At 66.6% G+C, this 19,491-nt stretch carries 14 protein-coding genes; 8 read left to right on the forward strand and 6 right to left on the reverse strand.

Annotated elements, in window-relative coordinates:
* Position 1: 1 nt before the first annotated feature.
* A complete protein-coding gene (locus R5W23_RS15265) occupies positions 2 to 757 on the reverse strand; it encodes a UDP-2,3-diacylglucosamine diphosphatase (RefSeq protein ID WP_261184675.1) in 756 nt (251 codons plus the stop codon).
* 889 nt (positions 758 to 1,646) lie between these two features.
* Between R5W23_RS15265 and R5W23_RS15270 the strand changes: the two genes are divergently transcribed.
* From R5W23_RS15270 to R5W23_RS15285, 4 genes are all read left to right on the forward strand, one after another.
* Complete coding sequence (locus R5W23_RS15270; protein ID WP_320687029.1) at positions 1,647 to 3,848, forward strand: McrB family protein; 2,202 nt, start codon at positions 1,647 to 1,649, stop codon at positions 3,846 to 3,848.
* 251 nt (positions 3,849 to 4,099) lie between these two features.
* On the forward strand, positions 4,100 to 5,560 hold the full coding sequence (locus R5W23_RS15275; RefSeq protein ID WP_320687030.1) for a hypothetical protein: 1,461 nt from the start codon (positions 4,100 to 4,102) through the stop codon (positions 5,558 to 5,560).
* A complete protein-coding gene (locus tag R5W23_RS15280) occupies positions 5,557 to 6,714 on the forward strand; it encodes an McrC family protein (protein ID WP_320687031.1) in 1,158 nt (385 codons plus the stop codon). The genes R5W23_RS15275 and R5W23_RS15280 overlap by 4 nt, the downstream gene beginning before the upstream one ends.
* 234 nt (positions 6,715 to 6,948) lie before the next feature.
* Positions 6,949 to 7,584, forward strand: coding sequence for an HNH endonuclease (locus tag R5W23_RS15285; RefSeq protein WP_261184681.1), 636 nt, complete (start codon positions 6,949 to 6,951; stop codon positions 7,582 to 7,584).
* 213 nt (positions 7,585 to 7,797) lie between these two features.
* Here the strand turns inward: R5W23_RS15285 and R5W23_RS15290 are convergent, their stop codons facing one another.
* Together R5W23_RS15290 and R5W23_RS15295 are read right to left on the reverse strand one after the other, a co-directional pair.
* Positions 7,798 to 8,586, reverse strand: a complete 789-nt coding sequence (locus R5W23_RS15290; RefSeq protein WP_320687032.1) for a hypothetical protein — start codon at positions 8,584 to 8,586, stop codon at positions 7,798 to 7,800.
* A gap of 315 nt (positions 8,587 to 8,901) precedes the next feature.
* A complete protein-coding gene (locus R5W23_RS15295; RefSeq protein ID WP_320687033.1) occupies positions 8,902 to 10,659 on the reverse strand; it encodes a DUF885 domain-containing protein in 1,758 nt (585 codons plus the stop codon).
* 187 nt (positions 10,660 to 10,846) lie between these two features.
* Between R5W23_RS15295 and R5W23_RS15300 the strand changes: the two genes are divergently transcribed.
* Complete coding sequence (locus R5W23_RS15300) at positions 10,847 to 11,953, forward strand: hypothetical protein (RefSeq protein ID WP_320687034.1); 1,107 nt, start codon at positions 10,847 to 10,849, stop codon at positions 11,951 to 11,953.
* 2 nt (positions 11,954 to 11,955) lie between these two features.
* On the opposite strand, the gene R5W23_RS15305 is transcribed toward R5W23_RS15300, so the two are convergent.
* Entirely contained in the window at positions 11,956 to 12,231 is a 276-nt protein-coding gene (locus tag R5W23_RS15305) for a hypothetical protein (protein WP_261184688.1), read from the reverse strand.
* A 184-nt stretch (positions 12,232 to 12,415) separates the two neighbouring features.
* Between R5W23_RS15305 and dcuC the strand changes: the two genes are divergently transcribed.
* The 3 genes from dcuC (at position 12,416) to R5W23_RS15320 (ending at position 17,641) form a co-directional block, all read left to right on the forward strand.
* Positions 12,416 to 13,774 carry a C4-dicarboxylate transporter DcuC gene (dcuC, locus tag R5W23_RS15310; protein WP_320687035.1) on the forward strand — a complete coding sequence of 453 codons (1,359 nt, stop codon included), beginning with the start codon at positions 12,416 to 12,418 and terminating at the stop codon, positions 13,772 to 13,774.
* 55 nt (positions 13,775 to 13,829) lie between these two features.
* A complete protein-coding gene (locus tag R5W23_RS15315) occupies positions 13,830 to 16,730 on the forward strand; it encodes an FAD-binding and (Fe-S)-binding domain-containing protein (RefSeq protein ID WP_320687036.1) in 2,901 nt (966 codons plus the stop codon).
* 692 nt (positions 16,731 to 17,422) lie between these two features.
* Positions 17,423 to 17,641 (forward strand): hypothetical protein, encoded by a 219-nt coding sequence (locus R5W23_RS15320; RefSeq protein WP_261184691.1) that lies wholly within the window; start codon positions 17,423 to 17,425, stop codon positions 17,639 to 17,641.
* Between the two features lie 83 nt (positions 17,642 to 17,724).
* Here the strand turns inward: R5W23_RS15320 and R5W23_RS15325 are convergent, their stop codons facing one another.
* Positions 17,725 to 18,213: a macro domain-containing protein gene (locus tag R5W23_RS15325; protein WP_320687037.1), complete on the reverse strand. Its 489-nt coding sequence runs from the start codon at positions 18,211 to 18,213 to the stop codon at positions 17,725 to 17,727.
* 97 nt (positions 18,214 to 18,310) lie between these two features.
* A complete protein-coding gene (locus R5W23_RS15330; RefSeq protein ID WP_320687038.1) occupies positions 18,311 to 19,240 on the reverse strand; it encodes a proline racemase family protein in 930 nt (309 codons plus the stop codon).
* Positions 19,241 to 19,491: the final 251 nt, after the last annotated feature.

Raw genomic sequence — 19,491 nt, forward strand, 5'->3', positions numbered from 1 at the left:
CTCACGCGACCGACGCCAGCACCGCCGGCGCCAGGGCCGGCGGATCGATCGTGTTGAGCACCTCGTCGGACACCTCTTCGGTGTACGAGCAGACCTTGACAACGCCGTTCGCGACCGTGAGGTAGTGACAGGGCTTCTCGGTCCAGCACCCGCTGTTGTAGTACCGGATCGGCCCGGTCTCGTTCGCGACGGGCAGGTGCGTGTGCCCGCAGCACACCACGTCACACCCCCGCTTGGCCGCGTACTTGACCGCGTCGGCCTCGATCTTCTGGGCGCACCGCAGGAAGGTTTTGCTCCGGCGCTTGGCGAACTTGGCGAACGTGTGCGACTGGTCGATCTTCTGGAGGAAGTTGTACACCCGGTCCGCTACCCAGGTGATGAACGGGTAGCGGGTGATGAACTCGTCGAACCGGTGCCCGTGCAGGAAGAGGATCTTCCGACCGCCACTCTCCACGACCGTTTCGTCCGCGCAGCGGACCCCGAGCAAATGGGAAACGACCTCGGCGGTACCGTCGTGGTTCCCGTTGATCCAAACCACTTCCATCTCGTCGGCGAGCTTTCGCAGCTCGGAGAGAATCTTCCAGTGGTTCTTCTTCAGCCGGCGGAAGTCGATCGAATCGAACACATCGCCGTTAAGCACAAGGTGCCGGGCTTTGAGATCGCCGCGGCGCACGGTGTGCAAAAAGTGAGCGAGGTACTTGGCCTGACAGTTTTCGCTGCCGAGGTGGATGTCCGAGATCACGATGGCGTCGAGCACGGAGAGCTCCCCCCTCGGGCGTCTAAGATCACACTATTTCTACACGATGACGGTTCGTTAGCGGTGCAGATCGTATGAAGTCCAAGTTAACTCTCGTCTTGCGCAACGGCGTGCGCCGCAGGACTGACCCGAGCCGCACGCGAGGGGCCGATTGGTCTTACCATTCGGCGATTCAGCCCGTGTCCCGGGGTGTAGTACAATTCGGACCTAGCAATGTCGGCTTTTCGGACATCTGTCGGTGATCCGCCGAAAAAGCAGACAGTCCGCTTGCCTCTGAAAAAAGCCGGTGTATCATTCCTTTGTCCCGCCGGTTGGTACCTACAGTGAATGGGCGACGCTGTAGTGACCTCCGGCGGGACTTTTTTGTTTCTGCCAAGTTCATGTCTCTTCGACGAAACCCACCTCTTCAGCAGCACTCAAATCTGATACGATCTACCCCGTTCCTCGCTTCGCGAGACGTTGTAAGATGTCGTCCGGGTTTCGATTCCGTGTGTTGCCGTTGGTTCCACTCCTGACCGCGTTTCGCGCGGCGCGGGGAGCGGCCCCATTCGCGCCTGCGCCGGCTCGGCTCAACGTCCGGTTTCTCGACAGTGCCACCGACGAAGAACTTGCAACCGCCCTCGACACCTTCATCCGCACCACACAACCGATTCTTTTTCGCCCCGAACTCGTCTCGCAGCGGGTGCGATTCATCCGCCACGCGCTGAACCACCTCGTGCGAGCGAGCGATCCGCTCCCGGACCGTTTGGCGCACTGTCTGACACCGGGTGGGGTCTACACCCTCCCGGGACTCGGGCCGGCGTTCTGGTCGGCGATACTGAGTCGCATTGATCCCGATACCGCCCCGGTGTGGTGCCCAGCCACGGAAACCGGGCTCCAAAGGCTGGGAATGCTTCGCGACGGCGGAGCGGATGTCCGCGCGCGATTTGAGGCCGTGAGTCGCGGGTTCGATGCGGTCCGCCGGCACGCCCCGGAATTGCCCCCGTTCGAGGTCGGGCAGTTTCTGGAGCGGGTGTCGCGTACCCGGGGTCGCGAGTTCCCGACCGGTTCCGTCCCGGATGGCGCGTTCGCGTGGGCCGCGACACCCGGCCGTGTGGAGCAGGCCGTGCGGGAGGTGCGCACCCGCGTGCCGCTCGCCCACCGGATGCGGTCCACCCCCGACGAGTGCCTCAACGCGGTCCGCGAGTTCGCAGCCGCAGCCGCCGCCGGCGACTCGCCCGCAGCGTTTGGGGCGTTCCGGACGGCATTTCCGGACGGGCGATGGGAGACCGCACTCCCCGCTCTCGACGATGCGTACCTCCCCGCACTGCCCGAAGACGACCGGGCCGCCCTGTGGTGTGAGGTCGCTGGCATCCTGCGGGAGCGGTTTAAAGTTCACCCGCTCGAACTAGCCGACGTGGTGGCCGCCGTCGCGGACGCGCAATGCCCCGAGCCGGGCGGCGACGGGTTCGCGGGGTTCTGCTCGGACACGTTCGCGTTCCTGGGCGAACTGGCCGAAGCCAACGCCAAAGACTGGATGGCCGAGCACCGCGACCGCTACCAGTTCGTGCTGCGCGAGCCGCTGGTGGAGCTGTGCGAGGCCGTCGCGGAGCGGTACATCCACCCGGTCCTGAACCGCGAACACGGCTGGGACCTGGAGTGTGACGCGCGGAGCGGGCGGGCGGTCACGAGCATCTGCAAGAACGACTTCGGGCGCGGCGGTCCTTACCAGCCGGTGCAGTGGATCACCTTCTACCGGAAGGCCCTGGCGAACAAGCGCGCGGACGCGCAGTTCTTCGTTCGGGTCGCCGACGACGGTGTCCACTACGGGTTCCACCTGGGCCGCTCGGCGCGCGAGGCGGGTAAACAGTTCCGCCGCAACATCCAGGAACACGCGGACGCGATCTTCCGCGCGCTCCACGCGGGCAACGTGTTCGCGGAGTGCCGGTTCTGGACCGACGACGACCTCACGACCGAGGTCGCGGTGCGGTCGGCCGCGGACCTGCGGGCGTGGGCGGTCCACAAAACGCTGGCGATCGGCAAGCGGCTGCCGTCCGAGTCGCCGCTTTTGCGCCGCGAGGACCTGACGGGCGAAATCCTGCTCACCTTCGACCGGCTGCTGCCGGCGTTCGCCTGCGCGGCCGAGGACGACCCGCGTGCGCTGCTCTCGCGCCGGGCCGGAGCACCGGACGGCGCCCCGCCCTACGACCCGGCGTCGTTCCACCGCGAAACGTTCCTGTCGGAAGTCTGGCTCGACCGCGTGCTGGGCCTGCTGCGGTTGAAGCGGCAGCTCGTGCTCCAGGGCGCGCCGGGGACCGGGAAAACGCACGTCGCCCGGTGCCTGGCGCGGCTGCTGGCGGGCGACCGCGCCGACTGCGTGCGGCTGGTCCAGTTCCACCCCTCGTACAGCTACGAAGAGTTCGTGGAGGGCATCCGGGCGCGGCCGGTTGAAGGGAGCGCACGCGGCGAGATCGCGTTCCCCGTGGAGGACGGGCTGCTGTGCCAGTTCGCCGAACAGGCCCGCGCGCGGCCCAGCGAGCCGCACGTCCTCATCGTGGACGAGCTGAACCGCGGGAACGTCTCCCGGATCTTCGGCGAGCTGCTGTACCTGCTCGAGTACCGCGATCAGGCGATCACGCTGCCGTACTCCCGGCGCGAGTTCCGGCTGCCGGAGAACGTGTTCGTCCTCGCGACGATGAACCCGCTGGACCGCTCGGCGGTGTCGCTCGACCACGCGCTGCGGCGGCGGTTCTCGTTCGTGGACATGCCCGCGGACGCCGGGGTGCTCGCCTCGTGGCTCGAATCCCGCGCCGGCGCCGAACCGGCCGACCCGACGTTCAACCCGCGGGTGGTGCTGCTGTTCGAGGAGCTGAACCGCCGGCTCGCCCGCGACCTCGGACCGGACCGGCAGATCGGGCACAGCTTCTTCATGGTGCCCGAGTTGGATCACGATAAACTGGCGGCGGTGTGGACGCACCACGTGCGCCCGGTGCTGCTCGACTACCTCGGCGGGCGCGAGGAGCGGCTCGCCGACTACACGCCGGAACGGCTCGTCGGGGCCGGCGAGAGACGCCGCAAGCCGAAGCCCTCGGTGCCGAACGACGCGCCCTGATTGCAACCGATGGCTGAGCGACAGACACCGACCCATTCATGATCCAGCATTTTGTGCCTGTTTGTTGTGGCAAGGACACTCCTGTCTGTGCGGCGCAAAAAGGCACCCGCAATCGGACCATGAATCAGGAGTCCGAATGCCACGCAGACGTTAACAGCGAACGGCCCGGCGGGCGGATTCTACCGGGCGTGCGAAACGGCGTGGCGGCGCGGGCGTCATTTCGGGAGCCCAACGACCGCGGAGCGCCACACGTGACCGATCCCGAAGACGATCTGCCGCCCCCTCCGCACTCGCGCCTGCGCTGGCTCCGCAAACTCGCGCTGTGGTGTGGCGGCGCGGTCGCAATGGTGGTGCTGGTCTTGTTCGTCGGCCGGTGGCAGGTGGGCCGCGTTGGGCAGCGCGAACTGGACCGGGTCACGCAGCGGCTCGACACCGAAGAACCAGGCTGGCGCCTGGACGCAATCCTGGCGGAACGCGCCCGGCACGTGCCGCCCCCGGCCGATGAAGACCTCAACACGCGAGTTCTCGCTCTCGCTGGTGAGGTGCCAGAGCCTTGGAACGAGTGGCAAGAGGAACTGACTCGGACAAGGTGGCAACAGGGGCGTGCGCACAACCACCGGCCCGACAAAGATGGGCTGGCGCACGCCGCGAAAATGGCCGAACCGACCCGAGCGCTGCGTGACCGCGCAGTTGATCTGCGCCGCGCCCAGCGGCCCGGCACGTACCCGCTCACGGTCGGCCCGGACCCGGTTGCCACATTGCTCCCCCACTTGGCCCAAGCGCGGCGGGTGGTCGCCGTGCTCGAGTACGACGCGCGTTGGGAAGCGCTGCACGGGAACCCCAACCGCGGCATCGCCGCGGCCCGGGCGGCGCTCGCCGTCGCCCGCTCGTTCGGTGACGAACCGGTACTCCTCTCGCAGATGACGCGCTTCTCCTGCGCTCGTGCGGCGGCGGACAGTGCGATGCAAACGCTCGCGTGGGGCGAACCGACCGACGAGCTCGCGGAACTGCAAGCCGAGCTGCTTACGGAAGCGGACGTGCCCTGGTTCCGGTACGGGATGCGCGGCGAGCGGGCGATGCTCGACCACTTCTTCACCGGAGTCGAGAACGAAACGATCCCGCTGGAGAGCCTGTTCAACTACGCGGGGTTTGGGGCGCCAAAGCCGGCTCACTATGCGGCGTTTCGGGCATACAAGGCGCTACTTCCTGGAGACCGGGCGAAGTGCCTGGAGATTTGCTCTCAGTGCGTTGCGGTGTCGAATTTACCTCCACACGAACAGTTATCCGCGCTCAAAAAGATACAAATTCCGAGCGGCCCACCAATCGACATTCGGTACACCGTGATGCGTCGGATGATCCCTGCGTTCGAGCGCATCGCCGAGAGGGCACTTCAGACGCGTGCCGATCTGCTTGCGGCGTCGGTATGCCTCGCGTGCGAACGGCACCGGATCAAGACCGGCCGCTTCCCGCGCGAGCTTGCCGAATTGGTGCCGGCGTTCTTACCCGCCGTGCCCGTCGGACCGTTCGATTGCCAGCCGCCGGTGTACCGCGTGTACCCGGATCGCGTTGCCGTGACGTACTTCTGGCCGAATTCGCCGCCCAGTTCGCCCTCCAAAGAACTTGACGAGAGCGGGACGGGGCACCGCGCCGGCTATCAGCTTTGGAACCCGGACCAGCGACGCGCACCTGCCGAGGAGATGAACGACCCGTGACGCGCACGATCGCCCTGACCGAACGGCGGCCACGCGCGGTCAAGCTCCCGCGCGCCGAGGTCGATTTCCTGCTCGGCCCCGCGCGGCACTTGATCGACGTCACACCCACCTTCGAGCGCGGCACGTACACGCTCACCCCCCGAGGCTACGTCGGGTTCTTCACCGGTCCGGCCGCGCGCTACGTCATCGGGCCGAAGATCCCGTGGCCGAACCTCCAGCTCCTTCTCGGTTCCGGCGTTCATCCGATCGGAGGCACCACACGCCCCCCCGAAGGTGGGCTGCTGGGCACACTGGCTATGGCCTTTGCGGATCAACTCGAAGCGGTCGCGCGCGCCGGGTTGGTCGCCGGGTACGGTGAGTTGGAGTCGGTATCGCCGTTCCTGCGCGGCAAGCTTCGGACGGCCGCGCAAATGCGCGACGCCGCGAGCCGGGCGTTTCCCGGGCACTTCCACATCGACGAGCCGACGTTCGACCTGAACACCCCGTGGAACCGCATCGCCCGGTCTGCGGCAACGGCCCTCGGCACACATCCCGATGTGCCCCGTGCGACGCGCGAACGCATCGAAACAGCAGCCCGCCCGCTCGCCGAGGTGCCGAACGTCCACGGCACCGACGCCGACTTCAGCGCAGCCCGGGCAGAGCCGCGCGCGATCGGCTACCACGCGCTGCTTGACCTCTGCGCTATCATTCAACAGGGCTTCTCAGTTGCCGACCCGCTCCGAACCGGTTCGGGCGCGTTCCTGATCGATCTTGGCCAAGCGTTCGAGCGGTACCTCTTTCGCTCGCTGCGGCGCGAGCTGGCGGATCGCCTTGGGTGGTCTGTTGACGCACACCCCGGGTTCGCACTCGGACCGGTAACCCTGCGCCCCGACGTGCTAGTCCGTAAGCGTGCCGTCGCGCGCGGCGTACTCGACGCCAAATGGAAGACAACGGCTCTCGACCCGGCCGACCTTCACCAAGTGCTCGCTTACGCCGGGCTGACCGGTGCGCCGCGGGTGGGTCTGGTGTACCCAGGCCGCACCGACGGCCGCGCGACGTTCGCCACGCCGAACGGGCTCGTCCGGGTGACGCGCTACCGGCTCCGGGTTGTCGGCACCGACCGAGAACTCACCGAATCAGCCGCTCGGCTGGCCCGGCACATATGTCGGGCCTAAAGATCGTCCAATTTTTGCGCTCGTACCGGATGGTCCGTCGCCCCGTGAAGTCCGTGTGAAACCGGCGCCGAACCGGGCTTGTCGGCACTTGCACGGCGTGAAAACGGGCGGTTATGATGTCCGTGGGGACGAACCTATTCGCCCACTCGCGCCTCTCCTCTTGACGAGTGGCCCCTGCGGTCGTCGCCCTTCGCCGACGCCGGGCCACACCTAACTGAGAAAGGCCGGACCGCTATGAATGTCGGCTCGTACTCGGCCCTCGACGCGAGCGTGTTGGTGCTGAACAAGACGTTCATGGCCGTACACGTCATCTCCGTCCGTCGAGCGTTCTGCCTGTTGTGCAAGAACTTGGCCGAAGTGGTCAGCATGGAGGAGGGGCAGTTCGCGACCTACAGTTTCGAGTCGTGGTCGGAGCTGAGCGCGTTCCGGGCCGCCAACTTTCGCCAGGACGACGACGACTGGGTCCGCACCGCGAACTCGGAACTGCTGTCGCCGCGGGTCGTCCGGTTGCTCGGCTACGACAAGATGCCGAAGCAGACGGTGAAGTTCAACCGGCGGAACATCTTCGCCCGCGACCACAACCAGTGCCAGTACTGCGGCAAGAAGTTCCCGACGACGGAGCTGTCGCTGGACCACGTGACGCCGCGCTCGCAGGGCGGCGGGACCACCTGGGACAACATCGTCTGTGCGTGCGTGGACTGTAACGTCCGGAAGGGCGGCCGGACCCCGCGCCAGGCCAACATGACCCTGATCCGCAAGCCGGAGAAGCCGAAGCGCAGCCCGCTGTTGAACCTGAAGCTGACGCAGAAGAAGTACCAGTCGTGGCAGTCGTTCATCGACAACGCCTACTGGAACGTCGAACTGAAATAAAGTGGTTGTATCGTCAAGCGCGCCGTAACGCCGAGGATCGTCTTAGGGCGATCCTCGGCGTTACGGCGCGCTTGACGATACAACTGCCCCAAGCAAGAAGTGCCGAAGGGGGCCGTTCGGACGAGTACGGTCATCCCTCTGAAGCAAAAAAACGTCCCGGTCCGAAGACCGGGACGCTGGTCGATTCCGTTTGTGATGCAAGCCCGAGGTCGGTCAGTCGGACTTCTTACCACCGCTGAGGGCTTCGCGGCGGCTCTTCAGGCTCTCGCTGGTCTTGGTGGCCGAGGCATTGTCTTCGTAAGCGGCCGGCATGAGGTTGAGCTTCTCACGCTCCACCGCCACCTTGGTCTTCAGCTTCTGCATGTCCTCTTTGATCCGGGCCAGCCGGGTGTCGTCGGTCTGGTACTTGCTCTCCATCTGTTGCAGCTTCAGGGCCGCCAGTTCGGCTTCCATCGCGTCGATGCTGTTCACCAGTTCCGACTTCTGGTTCTTCAGCGCCTCGAGTTGCTTCTCGAGGGTGTCCCGAACTTTGATCCGGTTGCTCAGCAACGACTCGTGCGCGCTGATCGACTTCTTGTTGTTCTCCAAGCGGACCAGCAGGCCGTCGAGATCGCGGCGGGCGTCGTTGAGCGGAACCGTGCGGTCACCGTAGGAAACCTGCTGGGTGTTCCCCTTCTCCGCCTTCTCCAGCGCCGCGTACCGGGCGTCGTAAGCCGCCAGATCCTTGTTCTGCTTGGCCGTCATCTCGTCGATCTTGGCAGTCAAGTTGACCACCTCCACCCGCTCCTTGGCGAGGTGGTTGATCAGCTTCCGGTAGTCCGCGTCGAGGTGCGACACCTCGCTCTTGAGGCGCTCGATCTCCTTCTCCGGAGGAATGCTCTCCTCGACGGTCTTGCTGAACGAGCGGAACTCGGACTTGAGGTACGAGACCGCCTTGGTGCCGCCGAACGCTACGACGGCCACCGTGCCGATGACCCCCAGGATCACCATCTTCTTGAGCATTGCAGACCCTCACGTTGGAAGTTCCAGCCGGCCGTCCCGAACGCCGGGCTCCTGCCGTTCATACCAGATTGTTCGTACCCCGCACGGCTGTATTTACTCCGATTCTACCCGATTTCGGTCTGCATCCATAATCCCGTTCTCCGGAATTTGCTGACATGCACCCAACCGTCACACCGCCGACAATTTAACGTCATTGACGGGCGGTAGTTGCGCCAACCTGAGGTGTTTTGCGGGCAGGCGCGGCGGCGGGCGTAGACCGCCCGCCGCTACTTCCCCAGTTCAAGGAGGTACTTAGCCGGAAGCGTGCCGCCCGGCCTATTTCACCAGCTCGGGAAGGTACTTCACCGGAAGCGTGCCGTGGCTCAGCACGTCCTCGTGGAACTTGCCCAGATCGAACGTGTCGCCCCGCTTCCGCTGCACGTTCTGGCGCAGGCGGTAGAAGGCGGTCCGGCCCACGAAGTAGGTCGAAAGCTGCGTGCTGCTCTGCTTCGCGCGGGCGATCTTACCCACCGCCTCCGCTTCCGTCTGGAACCCGCGCCCCACTAGCAACTCCAGCGCCTCCTCGTCGGTCAGGTTCGCGCAGTGCATCTTGTGGTCGAGGATCGCGTTCAGCACGGCGCGGATGTAGAACTTGAGTTGGTGCAGGCGGAGCGACAGGTCACCGTCCCCGTAGCCCTGGTCGAGCATCATCTGTTCGGTGTAGACCGCCCAGCCCTCCGCGAACGACCCGGACCACAGCACCTTGCGCACCAGGGACGGGTGCCGGTTCGAGTACGCGAGCTGCACGTAGTGCCCCGGGTACGCCTCGTGGACCGTCAGGATCTGGAGCATCGCGGAGTTGTACTCGCGGAAGAACGTCTCCTGACGCGCCGGCGGCCAGTCCTTCGGCGGCGGGGCCACGGCGTAAAGGCTGTTCGCCTTCGGGTCCAGCGGCGGCGCCGGGTTCAGGTAGGCGGCCGAGAACCCGCGCTGGAACTCGGGCATCGCGATGATCTGGCAGTTGTCCGGCTCGGGGAGCGTCAGGATCTTCTTCGCGCGGATGAAGTCCTTGATCGCTGCGACGGTCTTCTTCGCGTCCTCCACCAACGTGTCCGGTTTGCCGTGGTCCTTCCCGAGTTCGTCGAGGGCGGCTTTGATCGTGGCGCGGCGCCCGGCCTTATCGTCGGGCGGGAGCGGCTTGCCTGCGAACAACTTGCTCCACAACTGCTTGGCGACGTAGTACATCTCCTGCTCGACGCGGTCGGCCTCGGCTTCGGCGATCTTGACCACCTCGTCGGCGGTCAGTCCGGCGTCGAGTTCCAGTTCGAGCTTCTTCGCGAACTTCTCCTTCCCGAGCCGCCACTCGCCCGTCGATTTCGGCAGCAGCTCCTTCTCGAGCCACTCCTGGTAGCCCTTGAGCGCCTTGACCGCCGCCTTGCAGGGCGTGGCGAGAGGTTCGGTCCCCGGCGTCTCCTTGGCGAACTCGTAAATGTCCTTCTCGTAGAAGCTGATCGCCCCCAGGTTGCGCTTGATCGTCACCTCGGTGAGGATCTTCGGCGGGTTCTTCAGGCTCGCCTTCGCAGCCGCGACCACCTTCGGAATGTGCGCGATGCGCTTCGCCGCGTTTTCGACCTTCCGCTCGCGCGGTAGTGTCGATTGGGTCAGGAGAATGAACACGCTGTCCGAAATGAACTCGCCATACGTCCGCGGGTCGTACTCGAAGCGGTTGTCGTTCTCGCTCGACCACAGCGCGTAGCGGAGGCTGTGGGTCCAGATCTCGTAATCGATCTGCGCGCCGCGGGACAGCTTCTTGAAGTCGATGTCCGTGGCGAGCGATTCGAGCAGCACCTTGATGCGAGCGATGTCCTTCGCGCGGGCCTCGGGCGAGAGGTCGTCGAGTTGGTCGTCGAACTCGTGGCTACCCTGTTGCGTGGCGAACGCCGGGTGCCGCCGAAACTCGTCGTCCAGGTAGGTTTGAAAGAGGTTCTTGAACCGCACGTCTTCCGCAGCCGGTTGGGCGGCGGGTACGTCGGCGGGTGTCATCATGAGCACGGCACCCAGGGGAACCAGTAGCAAGAACGCGACGCGCGACATGGCGGCTCCGGGAACAAAACGAGCGGGTGCGATCGTTGTAGGCGCGTCGGCGGCGTTTGGTCCGTCAAAGGGAAGCGCCCCGCGCAGAAGCTCTGCAGCCCCGGTTCGAAGTCCGGGCCACGCTGGGCTATGAGAGCGGCAGCCGCCGGGGTAAAAACACACCGCCGCTTCAAACACAGGTGACCTCATGCGTGCGCTCTCCGCTTCGTTACTCCTGCTGGTTCTGGTCGGTCCGATCGGCTGTAAGCGCGGTCTGATCGACCGGCCCGACACCGCCGACGCCGGGAGCTACGCCCGCGTTGGCCCCCTCGGACTGGCGGTTGAATCCGTCCGGCACGGCAAGGTGCGGGTCCGGGGAATGATGGGGCAAGAGGGCGAATCGAAGGACGACGTGTTCGTCATCAAAACGCGGTTCAAACTGCTCGACACGAGCATGCCCGTCAAGCAGCCCGCGATCCAACAGGACGGCGGCATCCAGTTCTCCTTCGGCGAGAACAAGCTGCGCCTGGTGGACGGCCAGGGGCGCGAGGCCAAACCAGTGGCCGCCGGGGGGCTCGACGCGGTCAGCGCGCGCCGCACAGGCACAACCGTTCTCAACGCCGAGAACAGCGAAGCGACGGACCTGCTCACGTTCGAGTCGATCCCCGGCGCAACCGGGGACCTCACCCTGGAGGTGCCGGCCAGCTACCAGCCCATGCAACCGAACGGGAACTATGCGATCCAAAAGAGCCCCGGAACGTTCAAAATTCGGATCCTGAAGGACGTGTGGGACGCCCAGCCGCCCACGGTCGATGCCGGCCCGGGGCGGTGGGCGACGGTCGGTCCCGTGAGCGTGAGCGTCGAGGCCGTCCGGCTCGGTAAGGTCAAGGTGCGCACGTTACACGGCACCGGGGACTCGTCGGAAGACCTCCTGTGCGTCGCGGTACGTGTGAAGCTCGCGGACCCGGCCGCGCGGGTGAAGAAGCCGCCGTTCGTGCCGAGCAGCATCGGAGCGCCGTTCGCCAGCCCCGCGCTGGCACTACGCCCGGCGCGAGGCGGCGAGCCCTACAAGGCGCTCACCTCGTTCGGATTCGGCGAGGTGCTCGGGCGCCAGAGCCACGACGCCGAGTTGTCGGCCCAGCAACCCGAGGTGACCGACCTGATCACGTTCGAGGCGAAGGCCGCAGAGGCGGACGAACTGATTCTGACGATATGGCCGAAGTGGAAAGAGCGAAAGCCCGACGGCACCTGGGCGGACACAACCTCAGAAGAAGACTTCCGGTTCCGCATCCCGAAGGGCATGTGGGCGAAATAGGCTCACGGCTCCTCGTCCGCCAGTGGTTGCCGCGAAACCGGCCGCGCGGGGGTGTCCTTCCGGTTCCGCGCGACGGGTGTGAAGGGGAACTCATTCGACGACGTGTCCGGTTGTGCCGCGACGTGCGCGCTCACCGGCACCGACGGCATGGCCGCGGGCTGCACTTGCGCCTGCGGTTCGGCCGATACCGGTTGCGCGGGCGGCTTCACGAGGAACACGGCCGCGAGGACAACGCCGACCACGCCAACGAGCATCCCGAGCTTCGCATCGTTCGTCATTCGTCCGCCCTGCGGCGTGAGTTGGGTACGCTGAACTATCCGCGACGATTTTGCGACCGGTCGGTTGACTTGAAGTAATTCGTGCGAAACGCTGTTCGCACCACCGGCCCGCGCTGCAGATCGGGCACCGCCCGCACCGGCGGCACAACTTGACTTCCTTCGACCGACGGAAACGGACGGCCCAATGACCTTCGCCGGCCTCCTCGCGCTGATTGTGGTCGTTGCGGCCGTGACGCTGGTCGTTCGGGGCTGGGACGTGCGGCTGGTGCTGCTCGCTGCCGCTCTGATAATCGCAAGCGCCGCGGGCGCCCCGTGGGTGGTGGTCAGTGAGTTCCTGGCGACGTTCTCCAATGAGAAGTTCGTCGTCCCGATCTGCACCGCAATGGGGTTCGCTTACGTCCTCAAGCACACCGGGTGCGAGCGGCACCTCATCCTGCTGCTCGTCAACCCGCTCCGATATGTGCGCGGGCTCCTCGTCCCCGGCGTGATCGCCGTCGGCTTCGTCGTCAACATCCCGCTCGTGAGCCAGACCAGCACCGCGGTGTGCCTGGGCGCGGTGGTCGTGCCGCTGATGCGGGCCGCCGGGTACTCGATGGCCACCGTCGGCGCGTGCCTGCTGCTCGGCGCATCCGTCGGCGGGGAGTTGTTAAACCCCGGAGCCCCGGAGCTACTCACCGTTGAGTCCGTGACCAAGGTCCGCACCACCGTTCAGGCCGGACGCTACCTCCCGCCCCTGGTGTTCACGCAGTTGGCGGTGTCGGCCGGCGTGCTGTGGGCCATGAGCGTGTGGTGGGAACGCCGGAGTGACGGGCCGGCCGCCATCGAACCGGCAGGCACCCCGTCTCCCTCCCCCGAGCGCATCAGCCTGTTGAAGGCGTCCGTACCACTGGTCCCGCTGGTGCTGCTGTTCGCCGCGGCGCCGCCGTTCAGCGCGGTCGAGGTCCCCGCGGTGTGGGTGGTGGGCGACGCGCCCGGCGGCGCCCGCAACCCGGCCTATGGCAGCCGGCTCATCGGGCTCGCGATGCTGGTCGGGGTCCTGTGCGCCGCGGCGGCCGCGCCGGACCGGTCCCGCGACTGCGTGAAGGAGTTCTTCGCGGGGGCCGGGTACGGGTTCACGAACATCATCAGCCTCATCGTCACCGCCAACTGCTTCGGCAAGGCGATCAAGGCCGCGGGACTGGCGGACACGCTCGGCGCCCTCATCGCGGACGCCCCCCACCTGATGCTCCCGCTGGCCGCGCTCGTGCCGCTCGCGTTCGCCGCCATCTGCGGGTCCGGGATGGCGAGTACGCAGAGCCTCTACGAGTTCTTTCACGGGCCGGCGGAGCACCTCGGGCTCGACCCCGTGGCCATCGGCGCCCTCGTCTCGCTGGGCAGCGCCGCGGGACGGACCATGTCGCCCGTGGCGGCGGTGGTGCTGATGTGCGGCACGCTGACCAACACGAACCCGTTCACGCTCGTGAAGCGGGTCGCCGGGCCGCTGTTCGCCGGCATCGTTGTTGTGATCGCGCTGCGGCTGATCGGCCTCCTGAACCCGATCTGATTTTCGCGCTCGGCGGTTCCTGCCCTCCCCTCCCCCGGGCGCATACCCTGAGCGTATGGACTTCGCGACCGCACGCCGGGACTCGCTGGTCCGCTACCTCCGCCGCCACGTCAGCGGCGAGGTGCGGTTCGACGACACCTCCCGCCACCTCTACTCCACCGACGCCAGCCACTATCAGGTGCGCCCGCTCGGCGTTGTGCTGCCCCGGACCATCGACGACCTGACGGTCACGGTACAGATCGCCGCGGAGCTGGACGTCCCGATCACTGCCCGCGGCGGCGGCACCAGCCTGTCAGGCCAGAGCATCGGCCCGGGCATCGTCATCGACTGCTCGAAGCACCTCAACGCGATCGGCGAGCTCGACGTTTCCGGCCGCCGCGTCCGCGTTCAGCCGGGAGTGGTGCTGGACCACCTGAACCGGGCGCTGGCGCCGCACGGGCTGATGTTCGGCCCCGACGTCGCGACCGCCAGCCGCGCCACCCTCGGCGGGATGATCGGGAACAACTCTGCCGGCGCCCGGTCGGTGGTGTACCGCCAGACCGTCGATCACGTGCGGTCGCTCACGGCGGTGCTCGCCGACGGCACCCGGACCGAGTTCGGCCCGCTGTCTGAACTCGAGCACGAGCGCAAGATGGAGCTGCGCACGCTCGAGGGCGAGGCGTACCGCACTGCGGACCGTGTCGTCCGCGGGTGCGCGAACGAGATCCGCGCCCGCACGCCGGACATCGTGCGAAAGGTGTCCGGGTACAACCTCGCGGCCCTTGTTGAAGAGCCGCGCTCGATGGTCCCGCTGTTGGTGGGCAGCGAGGGCACGCTCGCGGTCACCGCGGAGGCTGAACTCGCGCTGGTCCCGCGCCCCAAGCACCGCGGGCTGCTGGTGCCGCAGTTCGCGTCGCTTGGCGCGGCCCTCGACGCGCTCCAGGCGTGCCTGGAACTCGGCCCGTCCGCAGTCGAACTGATGGACCGGATGCTGATCGACCTCGCCCGCGAACAGCGTTCCCTCAAGGACACGATGGCCGCGGTCCGGGGCCGCCCGGAAGCGCTGCTGATGGTCGAGTTCAGCGGCGACGACGCCTCCGACGTGTCGTACCGCGTCCACGAACTCCAGCGCCGGCTGAGCGGCTGCGCCGGCCTCACCGCGGTCGTGCCGGCACTGGACCCGGGGGTCCGCGATCCCCTGTGGGCGCTCCGGAGTTCGGCCGTCCCCCTGCTCTACGGGATGCCGGGCGACGCCAAACCGGTCACGTTCTGCGAGGACACGGCGGTGCGCCCGGAGCGCCTCCCGGAGTTCGCGGCGCGGTTCCGCGAGATCTTCCACCGGCACGGCACCGACGGCGCGTTCTACGGGCACGCGAGCGTCGGGTGCCTGCACATCCGCCCGGTGCTCAACATCCACGAGGCGAGCGGGCTCGCCGCCATGCGGAAGATCATGGAGGACGTGACCGACCTCGTGCTCGAGTTCGGCGGCAGCCTGAGCGGCGAGCACGGCGACGGGCTGGTGCGGAGCGAGTGGAACCGCAAGATGTTCGGCACGGTGGTGTATGATGCGTTCCGGCAGATCAAGCGCGGGTTCGACCCCGGCAACGTGCTCAACCCCGGCAAGATCGTGGACGCGGCGGCGATGGAAGAGAGCATGCGCGTTCCGCCCGGAAAGGTGCCCGCGGCCGACCCGCCCACGGTCCTCGACTTCTCCGCCCAGGGCGGGTTCTTTCGCAGTGTGGAGTTGTGCAACGGGGCCGGCGTGTGTCGCAAGACGCAGGGCGGCGCGATGTGCCCGAGCTACCGCGCCACTAAGGACGAACAGGACACCACCCGCGCCCGCGCCAACGCCCTGCGCCTGGCCCTCACCAGCGACCCGCCACGCAGCCGACACGCCCCCATCGGGCAGCGGTGGGTGCTGGACGTGATGGACTTGTGCCTCTCGTGCAAGGCCTGTAAGTCCGAGTGCCCGAGCAACGTGGACTTGGCGAAGCTGAAAGCCGAATTCCTTCAGGCGTATTACGCGCGCCGGCCGCGCCCGCTGGGGCACCTGCTGGTGAAGCACGTTCACCGGCTGAGCCCGCTCGCGGCCCGCTTCGCGGAGCTGAACAACTGGCTCGCGCGCCGCCCGCTCGTTCGGCGTGCGGTCGAAGATCTTGCCGGCATCGACCGCCGGCGCAGCCTTCCCGAGTGGCACCGCGACCACTTCCGGAAGTGGTTCGCCCGGCGGACGGAACACGGCAAACGCGGCAGCGTTACTCGCCCCGATCGCCGGGTGGTCCTGCTCGACGACTGCTTCACCACGTACCAGGAGCCCCACATCGGGCGCGCCGCGGTCACGGTTCTGGAGCGCGCCGGGTACGCGGTCGAACTGGCGGGCGTCTGCTGCGGCCGGGCGATGATCTCGAAGGGGTTCCTCACCGAGGCCCGCGCCCTCGCTCGCGACGGCATCGCCAGACTCGACCAGTTCGCGGCCGAGGGGGTGCCGATTCTCGGACTGGAACCGAGTTGCGTTCTGTCGCTCGCCGACGAGTGGCCGGAGCTGGTGCCCGGCGCCGCGGCCAAACGTGTCGCGGGAGCCGCCGAGATGGCCGACGCATGGCTCGCCCGACAGGCCCGCGACAACGGGCTCGAACTCGCCGCCCCGGCGTTCGCGGGCGAGGCGCTGCTGCACCCGCACTGCCACCAAAAGGCGCTCGCCGGTTCCAAGGGCACTCAGGACGCGCTGCGTTTGATTCACGGGCTTAACCTCACCACTCTCGACGCGGGGTGCTGCGGAATGGCCGGCGCGTTCGGGTACGAGAAACAGCACTACGACATCAGCGTCAAAATCGCGAACCTCGAACTGGTGCCCGCGCTCGACACCAACCCCGATGCGGTCGTCGTTGCGACGGGCACATCGTGCCGCCACCAGATCCGCGACCTGACCGGGCGGATCGCGCGGCACCCGCTCGAGGTGCTCGCTGGCGAAGTTTGAGGGCAGGTATTCCCCTTTCTTCCAGCACGATCGTTCCGGAAGTCCTTCTTCCCTGTGTCCGCACGCGATTCGGACTCGCGGCTCCCAACCTTCGTCCGTGCCACCCGCAAGTCAACTTCGCTACAAACAACTAATCTCCAACGCATTACAGCACAGAATCCGGAGCGACTGAGGCCGATTCCCGTGCACCCGGATCACGTTTCATCGGGTGGTGGGGGCGGGATTCGTGGGTAGCAACTACCCAGCGAATCGCCAGTCCGTGTCCAGTCCGGGCACCAGCGAATGCCCCGTCGATACCGGGTCAGATGGCGTCCGGTACGATACCGCAACTTCACGTTCCGCGGCCACGAGCCGCCGTGCGTAAAGTCGCACCGACCCTCGGCAGATGGCAGCGGCCGTGTGTCACGTTGAGAGATGGACACCCGCCGAAGACGCGAGCAGGGTGCAGAGGCTCGGTGAGCCGGGACGACCGGGCAGAACGGGATCGGCGGCCCTTCGTCCGCCGCCGGACTGTCCAGTTTTAACACGGAGAGGCGTTGGCCGAGTGGTGATGCGGCCAACGCTTTGATGTCAGGTTCCCGAATCCGGTTGCACGCCAGCCTCATTCATGGTTCGGTCAGTTGTGTCTGTTTCTTGTGTCACAGAAATTTCAGTCTATTCGCCCTTACCACTCTGCACATACAGGAATGTCTGTGCCACGAAGACAAACCAAAACAGAAACGATCAGCCGGATCGCGAATCAGGGCGAGCAACACACGAAGATGCTCGGACGCGGCCATTGCCTGGACCGCGCCGGCCCCCGGTCGGTTCTGACCCGCGGCGTCGTTCACGCCATCTGCGACGCCCTTGAGGAGCGAAAGCTGATGGCTCACATCAACGTGGTGCGGTGCAAACTATTCGCCCCCGCGTGACAAGGCAGCGAGACGCCTTGCCAACGGGAAGCGCCTCGCACTCGGGCTGAGTGGCACATCCGTCGCCGGTCGTCTCGCGTGCGTCACGCGCCGGTTTCTTCTGCCTGCTGCCCCTTGTGGTAGGTCGTGTAGACGAAAATCGGGATCTTCAGATCCCCGAGGTGTTGCTCCACGAGGGGCTTTACGTGCTCCCACGTGAGCCCGCCCACGCCGGTTCCGATCTTCGGAATGGCGAGGCTCTTGACCGCGTGCTTCTCCAGCTCGTGGCGTAACCGGCGCAGGCAGTGGTTCACGGTCGCCTCGGTCGCCGGCCCCGGGTGCCCGCCGTGCCCGTGCTCGGTCTGGGTGAGCAGGTTGAACACACGCACGCCGCCCACGCCGCCCCACTCCCACAGCTCGCCGGGCTGCGGGTGACACTGCCGACAGTAGTGCCGGAAGTCCTTCACCATCACCGGCCATTTTTCCCGCAGGGCCAGCGCGAGGTCGTGGTCGAAGTGATCGTCGGGAGCAACCCCGTGCGCGATCGCCTGAGCTTTTGTGAGCGTGATGTCACCGGACACTTCGCGAATCATCGGGCGGCTCCAATTGTGAACACCCGAGAGCAAGCGCTCTCCAGGCACACATTTGATAGGCGCGTTCCGAAACGCGATTCGGGAATTTCGGACTTCCTTATCCTTTAATACCGTACTTGAGCGGGTCCGATTCATCGACGACCAGCGCCGCTTCGGCGGTGACGTACGCGGAGCCGGTGATGCTGGGCACCACGGCGCCCGGCTCGCGCCCCGGCTCGACCGTACCCTCGAACACGCTCCCGGTGATGCTCTCCTGGCGCCACACCTCGCCCGGCTGGAGCGCCCCGTCGGCGTAAAGGCACGCGAGCTTCGCGCTGGTCCCGGTGCCGCACGGCGAGCGGTCGTAGGCCTTTCCGGGGCACAGCACGAAGTTCCGCGCGTGGTTCGCGGGATCGGCCGGCGGCCCGAGCAGTTCGACGTGGTCCACCGGTTCCGGAAACGCACGGTTCACCGCCCGGCGAATGCGCCAGGCGACATCCGTAAGTCGGTCCACGTTTCCGACTCGCAACTCTTCGAGCGAGTTCTTGACGAGGAAGAACCAGTTCCCGCCCCACGCGATGTCGCCCGTCACGCACCCCAGGCCGTCCACGTCCACGGACACGTCTTTGCGTTTGCGGAAGCTCTCCACGTTCCGCACGGTCGCGCGGCTGCGGTCGTGAAGCGTCGCGGTCACGACGCCCACCGGGGTCTCGACGCGGTGCGCGCCGGGCTTCAACCGCCCGAGGTGAGCCAGCGTGACGGCGAGCCCGATGGTGCCGTGCCCGCACATCCCGAGCACACCGACGTTGTTGAAGAAGATCACCCCGCAAGCGTTCGCCGGGTCGTGGGGCTCGCACAGCAGCGCGCCGACGAGCACGTCCGACCCGCGGGGCTCATTAACGACGCACGAGCGGAACGTGTCGAACCGGTCGCGGAACACCGCCGCGCGGTCCGCCAGCGTCCCGCCGCCGAGGTCGGGACCGCCCGCGACCACGACCCGCGTCGGCTCCCCGCCGGTGTGCGACTCAACGACCTGAATGCGGTGCATGAGATTCTCGTCTGAAACCAACGTACTACAAGTCAGCGAAACAATTGCGCGACGGCGCGTCGATCGCCGCGAGATGCGCGGTGGCGGCGGCTTGCCACGCCTGTTCAACCTCACACCGGCTCTGATAGTCGTGAGGGAAGAGGGCTTTCAAGACATTCGGTACTGTGTGCCGAAGCACCCCAGCGTATCGAACATTTATGGGGTTGATTACCACGCCGAGAATAAACGTTGCCGCATTCGCCGTCTCGTAA

Origin of the sequence: Gemmata algarum, from assembly GCF_034097035.1 — a bacterium.
Classification (GTDB): domain Bacteria; phylum Planctomycetota; class Planctomycetia; order Gemmatales; family Gemmataceae; genus Gemmata; species Gemmata algarum.

What these genes read in the sequence shown, in the direction of transcription:
- R5W23_RS15330 (WP_320687038.1), bottom strand. Translation starts at nt 19,240, where the DNA reads ATGCACCGCATTCAGGTCGTTGAGTCGCACACCGGCGGGGAGCCGACG.
- R5W23_RS15270 (WP_320687029.1), top strand. Translation starts at nt 1,647, where the DNA reads ATGCTTCGCGACGGCGGAGCGGATGTCCGCGCGCGATTTGAGGCCGTG.
- R5W23_RS15300 (WP_320687034.1), top strand. Translation starts at nt 10,847, where the DNA reads ATGCGTGCGCTCTCCGCTTCGTTACTCCTGCTGGTTCTGGTCGGTCCG.
- R5W23_RS15325 (WP_320687037.1), bottom strand. Translation starts at nt 18,213, where the DNA reads ATGATTCGCGAAGTGTCCGGTGACATCACGCTCACAAAAGCTCAGGCG.
- dcuC (WP_320687035.1), top strand. Translation starts at nt 12,416, where the DNA reads ATGACCTTCGCCGGCCTCCTCGCGCTGATTGTGGTCGTTGCGGCCGTG.
- R5W23_RS15305 (WP_261184688.1), bottom strand. Translation starts at nt 12,231, where the DNA reads ATGACGAACGATGCGAAGCTCGGGATGCTCGTTGGCGTGGTCGGCGTT.
- R5W23_RS15290 (WP_320687032.1), bottom strand. Translation starts at nt 8,586, where the DNA reads ATGCTCAAGAAGATGGTGATCCTGGGGGTCATCGGCACGGTGGCCGTC.
- R5W23_RS15295 (WP_320687033.1), bottom strand. Translation starts at nt 10,659, where the DNA reads ATGTCGCGCGTCGCGTTCTTGCTACTGGTTCCCCTGGGTGCCGTGCTC.
- R5W23_RS15285 (WP_261184681.1), top strand. Translation starts at nt 6,949, where the DNA reads ATGAATGTCGGCTCGTACTCGGCCCTCGACGCGAGCGTGTTGGTGCTG.
- R5W23_RS15315 (WP_320687036.1), top strand. Translation starts at nt 13,830, where the DNA reads ATGGACTTCGCGACCGCACGCCGGGACTCGCTGGTCCGCTACCTCCGC.